The following is a 15,810-nucleotide window of genomic DNA, read 5'->3' on the forward strand; positions in this document are numbered from 1 at the left end:
TAATATTGGTGGAAATTACAAAAGAAGAAATTAAGCACGTGGCAGCTTTGTCACGACTTGAATTCAAAGATGAAGAGTTAGATCAATTCACTTCTCAAATGGATAAGATCATTGAAATGGCAGAACAATTGGGAGAAGTTGATACTGAAGGTGTTCCTGAAACAACCCAAGTTGTTGATCGCGATACTGTTTATCGTGAAGATAAGCCAGAACACTGGCAAGACCGCAAGGAAATGCTTAAAAACGTTCCCGAAACTACTGATGGCTTCATTAAGGTGCCAGTAATTATTGATAAGGACGATAACGATTAATGAAATACTTAAACGAAACTATTGACTCTTTAAACCAAAAATTAGCTAGCGGTGAAGTTGATGCTCAAAAGTTAGCTGATGAAACAATTGAAAATATTAAGGCTACTGATAAAGATATCAATGCTTTTATTACTGTTGATGAAGATGCAAAAGCCAGTGAAAATTTGGACTTTGCTAATAAATTGGCAGGTATCCCTGTTGCAATCAAAGATAACATTGTAACTAATGGCTTAAAAACTACTGCAGCAAGTCATATCTTGGATAACTTTATCCCGGTATATGATGCTACTGTAGTATCTAAGCTTAAAGATGCTGGAGCAACTATTATTGGTAAGACCAACTTGGATGAATTTGCAATGGGTTCAAGTAATGAAAACTCATACTTTGGTGCAGTTCATAACCCTTGGAATTTGGATAAAGTTCCTGGTGGTTCATCAGGTGGGTCTGCAGCAGCTGTTGCTAGTGGTGAAGTTGTGGCAGCTCTTGGTTCAGATACTGGTGGTTCAATTCGTCAACCAGCAGCTTTCAACGGTATTTTTGGTATTAAGCCAACTTACGGCCGAGTATCACGTTGGGGCTTGATTGCTTTTGCTTCATCACTTGACCAAATTGGTGTTTTAACTAAGCGTGTTAAGGATGCAGCTGAAGTCTTGAATGTTATTAGTGGTGCAGATGAACATGATTCAACTGTTTCTGAAAAAGCTGTACCTGACTTTACTAAGGCATTAGGTCAAGATGTTAAAGGGTTACGTGTTGCTGTTCCTAAGGAATACATGAGTGATGCTGTCGATGAAGGTGTTCGTAAAGCAATTCAAGCTCAAATTGATTACCTTAAGGAAAATGGTGCGATTATTAATGAAGTTTCACTTCCTCATACCAAGTATGTAGTGCCAACTTACTACATCATTGCTTCCAGTGAAGCTAGCTCAAACCTTCAAAGATATGATGGTATTCGTTATGGTTACCGCGCTAAGGATACCAAGAACTTGCTTGATGTATATGTTAAGTCTCGTTCTGAAGGCTTTGGTGAAGAAGTTAAGCGCCGTATTATGTTAGGTTCATTTGCTTTATCAGCTGGTTCATATGACAAGTTCTTTAGACAAGCAAGTAAGGTTAGAACTTTAATCTGCCGCGACTTTGATAAGATTTTTGAAGATAATGATGTAATTGTTGGTCCAACAACTACTGAACCTGCATTTGAAATTGGTTCAGAAGTTAAGGACCCAATTAAGATGTACAATAACGATATTTTGACTATTTCTGCAAATATGTCTGGTGTTCCAGCTGCTAGTGTTCCTGCAGGTTTAGTTGATGGTATGCCTGTTGGTTTACAAATTATGGCTAAGAGATTCGATGAAGAATCTGTTTTCCGTGTTGCTGACTTTATTGAACGTAACAACAAGTTTTATGAAAAGAAACCAGCTGGATTGGAGGATTAATTAATGAATTTTAAATCAACTATCGGTCTTGAAGTTCACTTTGAGTTAAAAACAAAGAGTAAGATTTTCTCTCCATCACCAGTAACTTATGGTGCAGAACCTAACTCAGAAGCTAATGTTATTGATTGGGGTTACCCAGGTGTATTGCCTAAGCTTAACAAGGAAGTTTACCGTCTTGGGTTGATGGTTGCCTTAGCTACTCACTCAGAAATTACGCCAGTTACTCACTTTGACCGTAAGAACTACTACTACCCAGATAACCCAAAGGCTTACCAAATCACTCAATTCTTTGAACCACTTGCTAGAAATGGTTATGTTGAAGTAGAAGTACGTGGTAAGAAGAAGCGTATCGGTATTCACGAAATGCACATCGAAGAAGATGCTGGTAAGAACACTCACGGAACTAACGGTTTTTCATATGTTGACTTAAACCGTCAGGGTGTGCCACTTCTTGAAGTTGTTTCTGAACCTGATATGGAAGACCCAGAAGAAGCATATGCATACCTTGAAAAGCTACGTAAGATTGTTCAATTTACTGGTGCTTCTGACGTTAAGATGGAAGAAGGATCAATGCGTGTTGACACTAACATCTCAATTCGCCCAGCTGGTCAAAAAGAATTAGGTACTAAGGTCGAAATGAAGAACCTTAACTCATTTGAACACGTACGTTTATCACTTGCTTATGAAGAAAAGCGTCAACAAGAAGTACTTTTGTCAGGTGGTAAGGTTCAACTTTCAACACGTCGTTTTGACGAAAATAGTGGTAAGACTGTGCTTGAACGTGTTAAGGAAGGTGACGCAGATTACCGTTACTTCCCAGAACCAGATATTGCACCATACCACATTAAGCAAGACTGGATTGATGAAATTAAGACCCAACTTCCTAAGAGTGCTGATGAACGGCGTGAAGACTACATTAATAAGTTAGGACTCAAGCCATATGATGCAGATGTTATTTTACAAACCAAGGAAGCCAGTGACTTCTTCGACAAGGCTATGGCAGCTGGTGCAGATCCACAAATGACTGCTAACTGGATGAATACCCAAGTTAATGGTTACCTTAACGAACACCGAGTAGAACTTAAGGACATTAAACTTACACCAGAAAACTTAGCCAAGATGGTAACTTTAATTAAAGATGGTGTCATTTCATCTAAGATTGCCAAGAAGGTCTTCGCCGAAACTGTTGCCAACGGTACTGATCCTAAGAAGTACGTTGAAGAAAACGGTATGGCACAACTTTCAGACCTTTCAGTTCTTGAACCAATGGTTAAGGAAATTGTGGATAACAACCCACAATCTGTTGAAGACTTTAAGAATGGTAAGGATAGAGCAATTGGGTTCTTAGTTGGTCAAATTATGAAGCAAACTCATGGTAAGGCTAACCCTAAGATTATTAACCAATTATTGAATAAAGAATTACAAAGTCGTTAATTTACTAACAAGAAAAAGGGTGTTTTAAATGATTAAGAAAGCAAGATTGATATATAATCCTGTTTCGGGTCACGAACAGATGCCTAAAAATGTTGCAGATATTTTAAATATTGCTGAGCAAGCTGGATATGAAGCCAGTGCTTATCGCACTACTCCAGAACCATTTTCTGCTCAAAATGAAGCTACTCGCGTTGCCAAAGCTGGTTTTGATTTAATCATTGCTGCTGGTGGTGATGGAACGATCAATGAAGTTGTTAATGGTGTTGCTGGTTTAAGTCAGCGACCAAAATTAGCAATTATTCCAGCAGGAACGACTAATGACTTTGCGCGGGCTTTGAGAATTCCGCGCGATAACTTAGTCGAAGCGGCCAAGACAATTTTGCAAGGTAAAACTCGAAAAATGGATGTTGGTCAAGCGAGTTGTGAAGATGGCGAAAAATATTTCGTTAATATTGCTGGATCTGGTTCACTGACTGAATTAACTTATGGTGTTCCTTCTGAACTAAAGAGTGCAATTGGGTATGGGGCTTACTTAATTAAAGGAGCAGAAATGCTACCAAGTATTAGTAAGCGTCATATGAAATTAAGCTACGATAATGGTGTCTATGATGGCGATTTATCCATGTTTTTGCTTGGAATGACCAATTCAATTGGTGGTTTTGAACAAATTATGCCAGATGCAGAATTAAGTGATGGTTTGTTTCAATTAATTGTAATTAAGACTGCAGATCCTTTAGCCCTGTTGTCATTAATGGTAATGGCTCTGAATGGTAAGCATGTAAATGATCCTAATATTATTTACACTAAAACCCGATCTTTAAAAGTAGAAATGCTTGATGATAAGGGGAAGCAGATACCATTCAATTTGGATGGTGAAATTGGAGGCTACTTGCCAGTTACATTTAAGAATTTACAGCAACATCTTGAATTTTATGTTGGTAAATAAAGTTAATAAAAATGACCTAGCTCAATCTGAGCTAGGTCATTTTTTTAGTTATCAAGATTAGTCTTGATAGAAAGTTTCTGCAACCGCATGAGCAATCGCAATCTTAACATGTTCATATGAAAGTCCACCTTGGATATAAAGGCGATATGGTGGACGAAGGGGACCGTCTGAAGATAGTTCAATTGTGGATCCTTCAGTAAAGCTACCAGAAGCCATAACCACATCATCTTCATAACCATCTTGGTGATATGGAATTGGATCAACAAAGGAGTTAAGTGGAGAGTAGTGTTGAATTGCACCACAGAACTTGATCATTGGGTCAGGTTCACCAAAGGTTACAGTTTGAACGATATCAGTTCTTGGGTCATTCCACTTAGGAGCGACATTCATTCCCATTTCTTCACATAAGGCAGCTGTAAAAATCATACCCTTAATTGCTTGCCCGGTAGTGTGAGCTGCCATGAAAAATCCTTGGTACATATCACGCAAGTATCCCCAAGTAGCACCTTCACCTTTACCAGCTCCAGGAACATTAAGACGTGATCCAGCTCCTTCAATTAAATCTTTACGTCCAACTAAGAAGGCACCACCTTTGACAATACCAGCCCCAGCATTTTTGAAAAGTGAACCAGCAATTAAGTCAGCACCATAAAAAGTAGGTTCTTCACATTCAGAAAATTCACCATAGCAGTTATCAACAAAGATATTTACATCTGGCCGAACTTCCTTGATAAACTTAAGCATTTTCTTGATCTTTTCCATGGTAAAGCTTGCGCGAACGGCATAACCAAGTGAACGTTGAATCGCAATTACTTTAATCTTAGGGTCTTGCAAGTCCTTCTTAGCTTGTTCAAAATCAACCTCACCATTTTCAAGTAATTCAGTTGCTTTAAAGTTAATCCCCCATTCTTTCATGTTGCCAGGTTTGTTTCCTGCTAAACCAATAACTTCTTGAATAGTATCATATGGAGTACCAGTCAAGTAGTATAAAGTATCACCAGGACGAAGCATACTGAATAAACCAACAGCGATAGCTTGAGTAGCTGAAGAAAATTGTGAACGAACAAGAGCGTCATCAGCTTTAAAGTAATCAGCATAAATAGCTTCTAATTTATCACGGCCGATGTCGTCGTAACCATAACCAGTAGATGGTACCAAATCTTCTTCACCAACGCGATGCTTTCTAAAAATTTCCAAAACTCGTTGTTGGTTGTGAAGAATTTGTTCATCAATTTCAGCAAGGCGTGGAGCAATCATTTTATCCACTTTATCAATCTTTGCTTGTAATTCTTCGGGTAAATTTGCTTTCCAAGATAAAACCATATCTATCTCCTTATTTTAAAACTTCAACTTCAACATTAATTTTACCATTTGATGCTTGTTTCCAATAGACACCTTGAATTTCTGGAACAAAACCTGGGAAGTTTTCCATTGCTCCAACTAAAACTTCAAAATAATTTTGATCAACTTTTTGCCATTTTTCACCAGGAGCAACAATGAAGACACCTGGTGGATAAGGTAAGGCGCCTTCAGCAGCCACTTCGCCAACAACTTCTTTTAAGTTAACTAATTTGCTTTCATTGTGCATAAAGAGACTGTCAGCATCAGCTGGAATCATAGTGTAATTTTGCATGTTTTCTTTTTCAAATAGTGCTTTTTGTATTTTAAAAGTTTGATGACTAGCATAATACTCATGCATTTCATGGCAGAGCTTTTGTAAGGTGTAGCCTTGATAACGTTTAGGATATTGAGTAGTTAATTTTGGTACAACTTTTTCTAGGGGAGCATCTTCTAAGTAGAGCTTTTCAAACTCTAAAAAGGCATTTAAAAGAGTATCTAAATCTTCTTGGCGATCTCCAGGAGTTAATAAGAAGAGCAGAGAATTCAAGTCATTTTTTGCTCGAATAATTCTTTGCTCCATTAAAAATTCGGCAACAACTGGACCGGGAATTCCATCTGCTTGGTATTTGCTATTAGGAATATCGATTCCGGGAGTCATTACAGTAATTTTCATTGGATCAAGCATCGCTTCGTTAGCAGCAATACGGTTAAAGCCATGCCAAGAAGCATTAGGTGAAAGATTCCAATATTTACTGTTAGTCATTAATTCTTCTGTTGGAATCTTAGCAAACTCATCACAAACTAAAGGCTTAAATAACTTAGATTTAGCTAATAACTGCTTGCGCCATTCAATTCCCATGCGTAAAGTGTCATTCCACCATTTTTTATTTCCAGGGCCACTGACTAAATAAGTATTGGCAACTAGGGAAGCATAGATAGGATAAGAATAACTTGAAGTGACAAATTTTAAGTAGGCATGGTTGAAGTGCTTGTGATCAACATAGCGCGCTTGGCCCTTAATATGACTGTCTTTTTTCAAGATTTGGGAAGTTTGCGCCATACCAGCTTGTTGCTTATGAAGTGACTGGGTAACTAAAATTCCGGGATCTTCTGGCCCTAAGTCTAAAAGTAATGGTGATAAATGCTCCATAATAGGTAGAAATTCTTCAAAACCGCCCCAAGCACAATCAAAGAGAATATAATCACAAAGGTTACCAATCTTATCTACAATCCACTTTGCATCATAAAAAACGCCATCATAAGTTTCTGCTTGGACAACCGCCATTCTAAATGGGCGCTTTTGCTTAGCTTTTTCTGGATCGATTTTAGCAGCTTCTTTGCGTAAATAGTCTTCACTTAAGCATTCAGGGTCCATTTCGCCAATTAAGCCAAGCGGGTTACGATCTGTCTTGATGTATACTGGCTTAGCTCCGCTCATCACTAAGGCACTATTATAAAGAGACTTGTGATTATTACGGTCAAACAGAACTAGGTCATCTTTTCTTAAAACAGCACTTGCACAAATTGAGTTAGCACTCGTTGTACCATTAGTACAAAAGTATACTTTGTCAGCGTGATAAGTTTCGGCGGCCTTTTGTTCAGCTGTTAGTGGTGAGCCGTCATGAGTCATCATGTCGCCCAGTTCAGGAACTGTGTCACTCGTATCAGCGTACATTAAGTTCTTACCGAAGAATTTATTCATGATTACGCCAGCGGGATGCTTGTCATAATATAAACCGTTGTGGTGCCCAGGAGTAGTGAAGCTAACTGGCTTATCTTCAGCAAACTTGACTAAGTCCTGAAGGTAAGTTGGAACTGTTTCAGTCATGTATTTATTTGCGGCTGAAAGAATTTGTTTGCGCTCGCTATCAGTAATGTCATTTTCAACTTTAATAACTGGAATTGGTAAGCCAGATTCGGTCTTTAATTTTTCTATCGTGGTAATTGCTGCTGTATTATTTTGCTTTACTACAAAGGCTGCGATACTGGCTGGATTAGAAACTTCAGTTAGTGAAATTGATTGCCAATTGGGTAGAGACTCAAGTGTAATGCTTGGATCAACAGCGATATTTAAAAAATCCATATTTTCTCCTTACCAAAAAAAGCTTTGAACTATTGCATTTTTATAAAAAAGCATATAACCTAATGAACGTATATTATTATCTATAATGTGATTATATAAGTAGAGTGAGGGTAGAACAAGTGGGAGCTATATTTTCTTTCATTGTCTTAAAGCCCCCGAATAATTCTTCTAGGTTGTAAAAAGGAGAGTTATTTAGGAGAGAAAAATTGAAAGAAGACGTAATAAATTTAGATTTAAATAAAAAACATTATCTTACTTGGCCAGTTATCGCTTTAATTGACTTCGTAACGATTATCAGTTTTGAAAATATTTTTTATCCATTCCAAAACCAAGGATTATCAGTTGTAATTTCTTGGATTTTCTTACTATTTTCTTATGTTATTCCTTATGCTTTGATTTCAAGTCAAATGAGTTTAACCTTTGATAATCAAGAAGGTGGGCTTGCATCCTGGGTTAGAAGAAGTAGTAATGATACTTTAGGATATTGGACTTCATGGATGTACTGGGTTCAAAGCGTTCCTTATATTGTTGACGTATCAAACTCAGTAATTGTTTCATTCAGCTGGATTATTTTTGGTGATAATTCACTTGATAAGAAAATGTCGACTTTTTGGTTTGGAATGTTAACTTTTGTCATTATTTTGGCATTTATCTTATTAGAAAACCGTTTGAGAAATTCTTTGGAAATTCTTTCATTACTTGGTGGTGGGGCAATGTTCATTATGTCAATGCTCTTTGTAGCACTTGCTGCTTGGGCTGTTATGCATGGTGGACACAAGATTGCAACTCAACCATTTAACTGGGGTGCATTTAAGCCAAGCTTTAGTTTGAATTACTTCTCAACAACTGGTTTGCTTATTTTTGCTATGTCAGGGGCAGAACTTGCTGCACCATATGTATCACAAATGAAGAATCCAAAACGCGACTTTCCTAAGGCAATGTGGATGTTGGCAATTATGACAGGATTCTTAACTATCTTTGGTACCTTAGCTTTAGCAATGTTCTTCAATGCGCATCACATTCCACATGATTTTAAGATGAACGGTCCTTACTATGCTTTCCGTTTATTAGGTGAAAGTTTAGGTATGGGTAAAGTTCTGATGTACATCTTTGCTGTTGTGCAAGCAATCTTCATGATGGCTCAATTAGCGGTCTTGCTTGATGCTTCAAGTAGAGTCTTTGCCGGGGATGTTGCTGATAAGTTCATGCCTAAATGGTTAACTAAGAAGAATAAGAATGGTCGACCAATTCACAGTTACACTTTTACTGTTGGTTTGAGTTTATTCTTATTACTTTTAACCGGTACTTTGCCTAACATTAACACTATTTATAACTGGCTTTTGAACATTAATGGTATCATTTCACCATATAAGACTTGTTGGGTATTCTTCGCCTTCGTTGCAATGAGAATGCATCAAGAAAAGTACAAGTCAGATTATGTCTTTATTAAGAATAGAACTGGTGCTTTAGCAGTAGGTTTTTGGTGCTTAATCTTCACCTTTATCTGTGCTTCTTTAGGCTTTGTTCCTCAAAATGTTGACTTTGGTACAGCTGAATTTAACCACCAATTAGTATTGAATATAATTACTGTAATTGTCTTATTTGGTCTTGGTTACATCTTGCCATGGATGCGTAAGCGTGAAAAGATGCGCGAAGAAGCCAAATAATCGCAATTAGTAAAATTGAAACAAGCTTTCCCATGTAAGGAAGCTTGTTTTTTTATGGAAATTTTCTTCTTTTTGCTTGACCTAAAGTTAGCTTTAGGTATTAGGATATTAATAATAAAAAAATAGAAAGTAAACAGGAGGAAAATTATGCAAGTCTTAAATATTGAAACTAAATGGGACAAAGTCTTTAAGAAAAGCGACAAAGTTGATCACAAGAAGGTAACCTTTCCTACAAGATTCGGCACGATTTTGGTAGCTGATATGTATATTCCTAAAAACGCTAATGAAAAATTACCAGCACTAGCAGTTAGTGGCCCATTTGGTGCAGTTAAGGAACAATCATCTGGCCTTTACGCTCAAAAGATGGCCGAAAACGGCTTTTTAACCATTGCCTTTGATCCGTCCTTTACCGGTGAAAGCACTGGGACTCCTCGTTACATGGCCTCGCCTGATATTAATACTGAAGATTTTCAAGCAGCAGTCGATTTTTTATCAAACTATGATCTAGTTGATCCTGAAAAAATCGGTATCATTGGTATCTGCGGCTGGGGAGGTTTAGCTTTGAACGCGGCTGCAATCGACACTCGGATTAAGGCGACAGTAGCTTCTACTATGTATGATATGACACGGGTAATTGCTAATGGTTATTTTGATAAAGATGATAATGAATCTGCTCGCAATCAAGCAAGAAAAGCTATGAATAAACAAAGAACGATTGACTTTAGAGAGGGTCAATATAAGTTAGCTGGAGGAGTAGTCGATCCACTGCCAGATGATGCTCCAGATTTTGTTAAAGATTATTACGCATACTACAAGACTAAGCGTGGTTATCATAAACGTTCACTAAATTCGAACAATGGCTGGGCCGTATCTAGTGCGCTTTCATTCTTAAACAGTAAATTATTAGCTTATGCTGGTGAAATTGACAACGCGGTAATGATTACTCATGGTACTAAAGCTCACTCTTTTTATATGGGCAAGGATGCCTTTGGTAAATTAAAAGGTGACAATAAGGTATTTTTACCAATTGAAGGTGCAACCCACACAGATTTATACGATCAAATTGACAAAATTCCATTCAAGGAAATGATTGATTTCTTCAACAAATATTTGAATTAGAAAAGATGATAGTAAGTGAAATTAATTAAAGAAGCATATTATGAAGGGGAACGTCCACTTTTTCAACAAAAAGATACTCAAATAATTGATACCAGCTTTGGAAAAGGCGAATCTCCATTAAAAGAAAGCAGAAATATTTCATTAACTAATAGTTTGTTTACTTGGAAATATCCGCTCTGGTACAGCAAAAATATTGAAGTAGAAGATACGACTTTTGAAACAATGGCACGTTCAGGTATTTGGTATACTCACAATATCAAAATTACTAATTCATCTTTGCAAGCGCCAAAATTATTTAGAAGATCTAGTAAGATTATTTTAAATCAGGTCCACTTTGCTAATGCTCAAGAGACGATGTGGTCTTGCCAAGATATTAAAATCACTAACACAACAGTTAATGGAGATTATTTTGGTAAAGATAGTAAAAATATTTATTTAGATAATGTTGATTTGGTTGGAAATTATTGCTTTGACGGCGCTAAAAATGTTGAGGTTCATAATAGTAGATTCATTAGTAAAGATGCTTTTTGGAATTGTGAGAACGTTACTATTTATGATTCAAAAATTTCGGGCGAATACCTGGCTTGGAATAGCAAACATATTAAGTTTATAAATTGTACAATCGAAAGTGAACAAGGTCTGTGCTATATTGATGATTTAGTTCTTGAACATTGTAAACTTTTAAGGACCAATTTAGCTTTTGAATATTGTAAAAATATTGATGCAGATATTATTAGTGATGTGATGAGTATTAAAAATCCAATTAGTGGTAAAATTATTGCAAATTCAATCGGTAAAATTATTAGAGATGATTATGAAATAGATCATAAGCAGACAAATATCATGATTAAACAAGGAAATTTAAAATTATTAAAAGAGGCAAAATAATGTATAACTTTGACCAAATGCCCGATAGACGTGACACTAATTCAATTAAATGGGATGTAGAAAAACAAGAATTACCAATGTGGATTGCTGATATGGATTTTAGTGTTGCACCAGAGATCATGCAAGCAATGCAAGATAAAATAAAACTTGGTGCGTTTGGCTATGAAAATGTACCCGCAAGCTATTATGATGCAATTGTTAATTGGCAAGAAAAGCAACATAATTGCCAAGTTAAAAAAGATTGGATTTTATTCGTAAATGGGGTAATTCCAGCCTTATCGAGTGCTGTTAGAAGAGTAACGCATCCTGGTGAACAGATTTTAACCTTGACGCCTGTATATGATATTTTCTTTCATTCAATCGAAAATAATGGAAGAAAAAGTTTGGAAGAAGAGCTAGAATATAATGCCAAAACTCATAAATATAGCATTAACTGGTCAAGTTTAGAACAGAAATTAGCTGATCCCCTAACTAAGATGATGATTTTATGTAATCCTCATAATCCGATTGGCAAATCATGGACTTATAAGGAAATAGAAAAAATTGCCCAATTATGTCATGAATACCATGTGTATTTATTTAGTGATGAAATTCATGGTGATTTAGTTTTAGATAATAGTTTTAGTTCAACTTTAAAATTACCAGATAACTTAAAACAAAATTTGATTGTTGCTTTTTCACCAAGTAAGACCTTTAATTTAGCGGCTTTACATAGTGCTAGCATGGTAGTTCCGAACCCTGAACTTAGATTCCAAATTTACCGTGCAATTAATAATGATGAAATTGCTGAACCAAATCTTTTAGCGATTCCTGCAACTATTGCTGCTTACACTCAAGGGAATGCTTGGCTTAAGGAGCTAAAAAAATATTTATTGAAAAATCGCCAATATATTGCTAACTTTTTAGAAACTGAACTTAATGAATTAAATTTAGCTAGTGAGTTTGCAACTTATTTAGCCTGGATTGATATCTCAAGTTTAAATATTAATAGTCAACAACTAGCAGACTTCTTGAAAGAAAATACCGGTTTAATAATTTCATCTGGTAACGTATATCGAGGCAATGGAACTAACTTCATTAGATTAAATTTTGCTTGTCCTAAGTCTGTGTTAATAGATGGATTAGAGCGCTTAAAGAAAGGAATAGATATTGAAAAATCATAAAAAATTGGCTTGGATTTTATCTGGTTTGATTCTGCTAATAATTATTGGCCTAGGAACATTTATGGGATTAGGAAGGAATCAACCAACTAAAGCAGCTATGCCTAAAGCCACTGCTACTGTCTTTTTCCATGGTTGGGGATCAAGTAGACGTGCAGAAGAGCAGATGGCGAATTATCTAGTTAAGAAAAAATACGCTTCTTCAATTGTAGTAGCTGATGTCGACTATCAGGGGCATGTTAAGTTTTCTGGAATTTTACCGGCTAAAACTAAGCATTTTATTGTAGAAGTTAATTTGCAAAATAACAAAAGTGTCTCACCAAATGGTGGGATGACTTATAGTCAGTCTAGCAATTATGTAGCAGATGTTTTAGCTAGTTTAAAGAAAAAATGGAAGATTAATAACGTTAATTTAGTCGCACATTCAATGGGAAATTTGCAGGTGATTTATTTTATTAAAAATCATGCTAGAAGTAAAAAGTATCCAAAAATTAATAAGTTAGTTGCAATTGCTGGCCACTATAATGGAATCATTGGGATGGATGAGCCAAAAGACACTAGTCTAGAGGCTAATGGTAAACCAAAGATGATGAATGATACTTATCGTGATTTATTATCGGTGAGAAATACTTTCCCTAAAAACATCAAGGTCATGAATATTTATGGCAATTATAAAAATCATGGTGATGGATCCGTAAATAATAATTCGTCTAAGTCATTACGATATTTAGTTCAAAAACGTGCTAAGTCCTATGAAGAGCAAGAAATTCGGGGTTATGGTGCACAACACAGCCGACTTCATGAAAATAAAGAAGTCGATCAAGTACTTCTGAAATTTTTAAAGTAGTTATATAAACAGAAAAAATCCGCTAGAACAGTTAGTTCTAACGGATTTTGTTTTATTGATAATTATTAGCGACGATCGTTAACACCAAAGATTTCTAGTAAGAGCATGAATAAGTTGATGAAATCAAGATACATATTTAATGCACCCATAATGGCTAAGCCACTATCAGAAACTTGATCGCCATATTCAATAAAAATTCTTTTAGCACTGTTAGCATCATATGCAGTCCAGCCAGTGAAGATAAGTACACCAATGTAAGAAAAGATATAAGCGCCCGCACCACTCTTAACGAAGAAGATGTTAACTAAGGTTGCTACAATGAACCCAATCATGGCAGCTCTTAAGTATGAGCCCCAGCTACTTAAATCTTTTTTAGTAAAAGTACCAAATAAAGCCATCGCTGCAAATACCCCTGCAGCTGAAAGAAATGCTGATGTAATTGTCGTACTAGTATAATAACTAGCAATAATAGTAAATTCGACACCATATACTATCGACAAAAACATTAGTAAGGTAAAACCTAATGCTGGATTCTTAGCTGCTTTAAAGCTAATTCCTAAGCAAAGAGCAAGTGGTAAAAAAACAATGACCCAAAACATAGCTTGTGGCATGTTCATAATGGCTGAGCGAAAAACAGTCATTGTTAAGTATGAACTAGCAGCTGATACTAGAACAGCTATTAACATAAAACTATACATCTTAGATAAGAAACGATTAACAGCGGTAACATCTTGGATTTTACGCCGTCCAGAATCTTGTGAGAAGTAATCCATATAAAAGTTCCTTTCTATAGTTAATTACTATATTCACCACTAATTGTATCCAAAAAAGTGATTTTAGACAAAGAATTGGCACAAATTAGTAAAGTTATAATAATCAAAAAAAGCCTAACATTAATGAAGTGTCTCATAATGTTAGACTTTTAAATATTTATTTCTTACTCCACTTAAGTCCAATTCCAGTGAATCCACTCAAGATTGAGAAGACTGGAGATAAAAGACTGAAGAAGGTAAAAGGTAAGAAGGCTAAAACTGGTACTCCTAATGTTGCAGCCGCAAACGAACCAGCAACGCCCCAAGGAATCAAGTAGTTAATTACACTACCACCATCTTCAAGTACCCGGCTTAGGGCAAGTGGGTGTAGGCCTACTTTATCAAAGGCATCTTTAAAAGCACGACCTGGTAAAATTACTGATAAGTATTGTTCACCAACGAATAAGTTAATACCAATTCCAGAGAGAATAGTGACTAAAATTAAGCTTCCTGCCTTTGGTAGTCGTTTAACAAGAGGTTGCATTGCCTTTTGGATAATTCCAAACTTCATTAATAATCCACCTAAAGATAAAGTTGAAATAATTAAAGCAACTGTTGCCATCATTGAACTAATTCCGCCTCGACTTAAGAGAGTGTTAACTTGAGGATTAGCGGTTTTTGCTATAAAACCATTAGTTAAAAGATCGGTTAACTTCGGAATAGTCATTTTACTATCTTGAATAAAAATCATGATTGTAGTCAAAATGATATTTGCAAATAAAGTTGGAATTGCGGGAATTTTTTTCCAAGCGCAGATAAACATTAATAAAATTGGAAGAAGTGCCCACCAAGAGACTGAGAAGTTATGATTTAAGCTGATAACAGTTCTATCAATTTTAGTTAAGTCGATGTGGCCACCATTACCTAAAATTGTAAATAAAATTAATGAGCCAAGGAATGCTGGGATTGTTGACCACATCATGTTTTTGATGTGAGCAAATAATTCACTTTCAGCAACAGCACTAGATAGGTTAGTTGAGTCAGAAAGTGGAGACATTTTATCGCCAAAAACTGCTCCAGAGATAATGGCTCCAGCAACTAAGGCTAAGTTTTGATTCATTGATGCGCCAATTCCTAAAAAGGCAATTCCAACAGTTGAAATAGTAGTAAAACCAGAGCCAATTGCCAGTCCGACAATTGAACAAACGATAAAGACTGATGGAACAAAGAATTGCCCACTAATTAAATGAAAACCTAAAACCATGATTGATGGAATAATACCACCTTTAATCCAAACAGCAATTAAGGCTCCGATTAAAATAAAGATAAAGATTGGAATAATAGCAATATTGATTCCTTCTTTGATGCCATCGTGAATTTCATCCCAAGAAAACCCACGTAATTTTGCCCAAAAAACGATAAGGGATGTTACGAATAAAACGGGCACTTCAGGATTGATGCCAAAGTTAATAACACTAACTCCTAAAATCGCTAGTAATAAAATTAAAATCGCAGTTGATTCTCCAAAGCTAATCTTCTTTTTCATAGATATTTCCTCCGAATAAAAAAGCCCCTGTTGCTATTAAAGCAACAGGGACGACGCTTGCCGTGGTACCACCCAACTTCTCCGCTATTTGCGGACTCAAAGAGCAAGTGATAAAGGACCTGCAAGACCTAATAGATATCTGGTATTTCGTTAAGCTTAGCCTGTCCGGCTTGCACCAACCGCCGGTTCTCTGAACGCTGAACTAAGTAACTACTTAATTTATTCAACATTCTACCTGGCAGATAATTATATGTCAACTAAAAAGTGAAAAAAAGAT

The 15,810-nt window shown here is 36.1% G+C and carries 13 protein-coding genes; 9 read left to right on the forward strand and 4 right to left on the reverse strand.

The window, feature by feature from the left end:
- Positions 1-8 precede the first annotated feature (8 nt).
- Genes gatC through H628_RS0103040 form a run of 4 tightly spaced genes read left to right on the forward strand, consistent with a single transcriptional unit; the run spans position 9 to position 4,130 of the window.
- Positions 9-311: an Asp-tRNA(Asn)/Glu-tRNA(Gln) amidotransferase subunit GatC gene (gene gatC, locus H628_RS0103025; RefSeq protein WP_006585669.1), complete on the forward strand. Its 303-nt coding sequence runs from the start codon at positions 9-11 to the stop codon at positions 309-311.
- A complete protein-coding gene (gatA, locus tag H628_RS0103030; RefSeq protein WP_027825139.1) occupies positions 311-1,750 on the forward strand; it encodes an Asp-tRNA(Asn)/Glu-tRNA(Gln) amidotransferase subunit GatA in 1,440 nt (479 codons plus the stop codon). The genes gatC and gatA overlap by 1 nt, the downstream gene beginning before the upstream one ends.
- Positions 1,751-1,753: 3 nt before the next feature.
- On the forward strand, positions 1,754-3,184 hold the full coding sequence (gatB, locus tag H628_RS0103035; protein WP_027825140.1) for an Asp-tRNA(Asn)/Glu-tRNA(Gln) amidotransferase subunit GatB: 1,431 nt from the start codon (positions 1,754-1,756) through the stop codon (positions 3,182-3,184).
- 28 nt (positions 3,185-3,212) lie between these two features.
- Positions 3,213-4,130 carry a diacylglycerol kinase family lipid kinase gene (locus H628_RS0103040; RefSeq protein WP_027825141.1) on the forward strand — a complete coding sequence of 306 codons (918 nt, stop codon included), beginning with the start codon at positions 3,213-3,215 and terminating at the stop codon, positions 4,128-4,130.
- Between the two features lie 57 nt (positions 4,131-4,187).
- On the opposite strand, the gene H628_RS0103045 is transcribed toward H628_RS0103040, so the two are convergent.
- Positions 4,188-5,453 carry a methionine gamma-lyase family protein gene (locus H628_RS0103045; protein ID WP_027825142.1) on the reverse strand — a complete coding sequence of 422 codons (1,266 nt, stop codon included), beginning with the start codon at positions 5,451-5,453 and terminating at the stop codon, positions 4,188-4,190.
- A 10-nt stretch (positions 5,454-5,463) separates the two neighbouring features.
- A complete protein-coding gene (locus H628_RS0103050; protein ID WP_027825143.1) occupies positions 5,464-7,554 on the reverse strand; it encodes a putative ornithine decarboxylase in 2,091 nt (696 codons plus the stop codon).
- Positions 7,555-7,760: 206 nt separating this feature from the next.
- On the opposite strand from H628_RS0103050, the gene H628_RS0103055 reads away from it, so the two are divergent.
- The 5 genes from H628_RS0103055 (at position 7,761) to H628_RS0103075 (ending at position 13,235) form a co-directional block, all read left to right on the forward strand.
- Complete coding sequence (locus H628_RS0103055) at positions 7,761-9,221, forward strand: APC family permease (RefSeq protein ID WP_027825144.1); 1,461 nt, start codon at positions 7,761-7,763, stop codon at positions 9,219-9,221.
- Positions 9,222-9,368: 147 nt separating this feature from the next.
- Positions 9,369-10,340 (forward strand): alpha/beta hydrolase, encoded by a 972-nt coding sequence (locus tag H628_RS0103060; protein WP_034538178.1) that lies wholly within the window; start codon positions 9,369-9,371, stop codon positions 10,338-10,340.
- 15 nt (positions 10,341-10,355) lie between these two features.
- Complete coding sequence (locus H628_RS0103065) at positions 10,356-11,228, forward strand: DUF3737 family protein (protein ID WP_027825146.1); 873 nt, start codon at positions 10,356-10,358, stop codon at positions 11,226-11,228.
- The gene (locus H628_RS0103070) at positions 11,228-12,391 is read left to right on the forward strand and encodes a MalY/PatB family protein (protein WP_027825147.1); all 1,164 of its coding nucleotides are present in this window, start codon (positions 11,228-11,230) and stop codon (positions 12,389-12,391) included. The genes H628_RS0103065 and H628_RS0103070 overlap by 1 nt, the downstream gene beginning before the upstream one ends.
- Positions 12,378-13,235 (forward strand): alpha/beta hydrolase, encoded by an 858-nt coding sequence (locus H628_RS0103075; protein WP_051237957.1) that lies wholly within the window; start codon positions 12,378-12,380, stop codon positions 13,233-13,235. The genes H628_RS0103070 and H628_RS0103075 overlap by 14 nt, the downstream gene beginning before the upstream one ends.
- A 65-nt stretch (positions 13,236-13,300) precedes the next feature.
- On the opposite strand, the gene H628_RS0103080 is transcribed toward H628_RS0103075, so the two are convergent.
- Positions 13,301-14,008, reverse strand: a complete 708-nt coding sequence (locus H628_RS0103080) for a Bax inhibitor-1/YccA family protein (RefSeq protein WP_027825149.1) — start codon at positions 14,006-14,008, stop codon at positions 13,301-13,303.
- Between the two features lie 157 nt (positions 14,009-14,165).
- Entirely contained in the window at positions 14,166-15,533 is a 1,368-nt protein-coding gene (gene nhaC, locus H628_RS0103085; protein WP_027825150.1) for a Na+/H+ antiporter NhaC, read from the reverse strand.
- Positions 15,534-15,810: the final 277 nt, after the last annotated feature.

This window comes from Lactobacillus psittaci DSM 15354 (assembly GCF_000425905.1).
GTDB classification, from domain to species: Bacteria; Bacillota; Bacilli; order Lactobacillales; family Lactobacillaceae; genus Lactobacillus; species Lactobacillus psittaci.

What these genes read in the sequence shown, in the direction of transcription:
- H628_RS0103045 (WP_027825142.1), bottom strand. Translation starts at nt 5,453, where the DNA reads ATGGTTTTATCTTGGAAAGCAAATTTACCCGAAGAATTACAAGCAAAG.
- nhaC (WP_027825150.1), bottom strand. Translation starts at nt 15,533, where the DNA reads ATGAAAAAGAAGATTAGCTTTGGAGAATCAACTGCGATTTTAATTTTA.
- H628_RS0103080 (WP_027825149.1), bottom strand. Translation starts at nt 14,008, where the DNA reads ATGGATTACTTCTCACAAGATTCTGGACGGCGTAAAATCCAAGATGTT.
- H628_RS0103040 (WP_027825141.1), top strand. Translation starts at nt 3,213, where the DNA reads ATGATTAAGAAAGCAAGATTGATATATAATCCTGTTTCGGGTCACGAA.
- H628_RS0103070 (WP_027825147.1), top strand. Translation starts at nt 11,228, where the DNA reads ATGTATAACTTTGACCAAATGCCCGATAGACGTGACACTAATTCAATT.
- H628_RS0103050 (WP_027825143.1), bottom strand. Translation starts at nt 7,554, where the DNA reads ATGGATTTTTTAAATATCGCTGTTGATCCAAGCATTACACTTGAGTCT.
- gatB (WP_027825140.1), top strand. Translation starts at nt 1,754, where the DNA reads ATGAATTTTAAATCAACTATCGGTCTTGAAGTTCACTTTGAGTTAAAA.
- H628_RS0103060 (WP_034538178.1), top strand. Translation starts at nt 9,369, where the DNA reads ATGCAAGTCTTAAATATTGAAACTAAATGGGACAAAGTCTTTAAGAAA.
- gatA (WP_027825139.1), top strand. Translation starts at nt 311, where the DNA reads ATGAAATACTTAAACGAAACTATTGACTCTTTAAACCAAAAATTAGCT.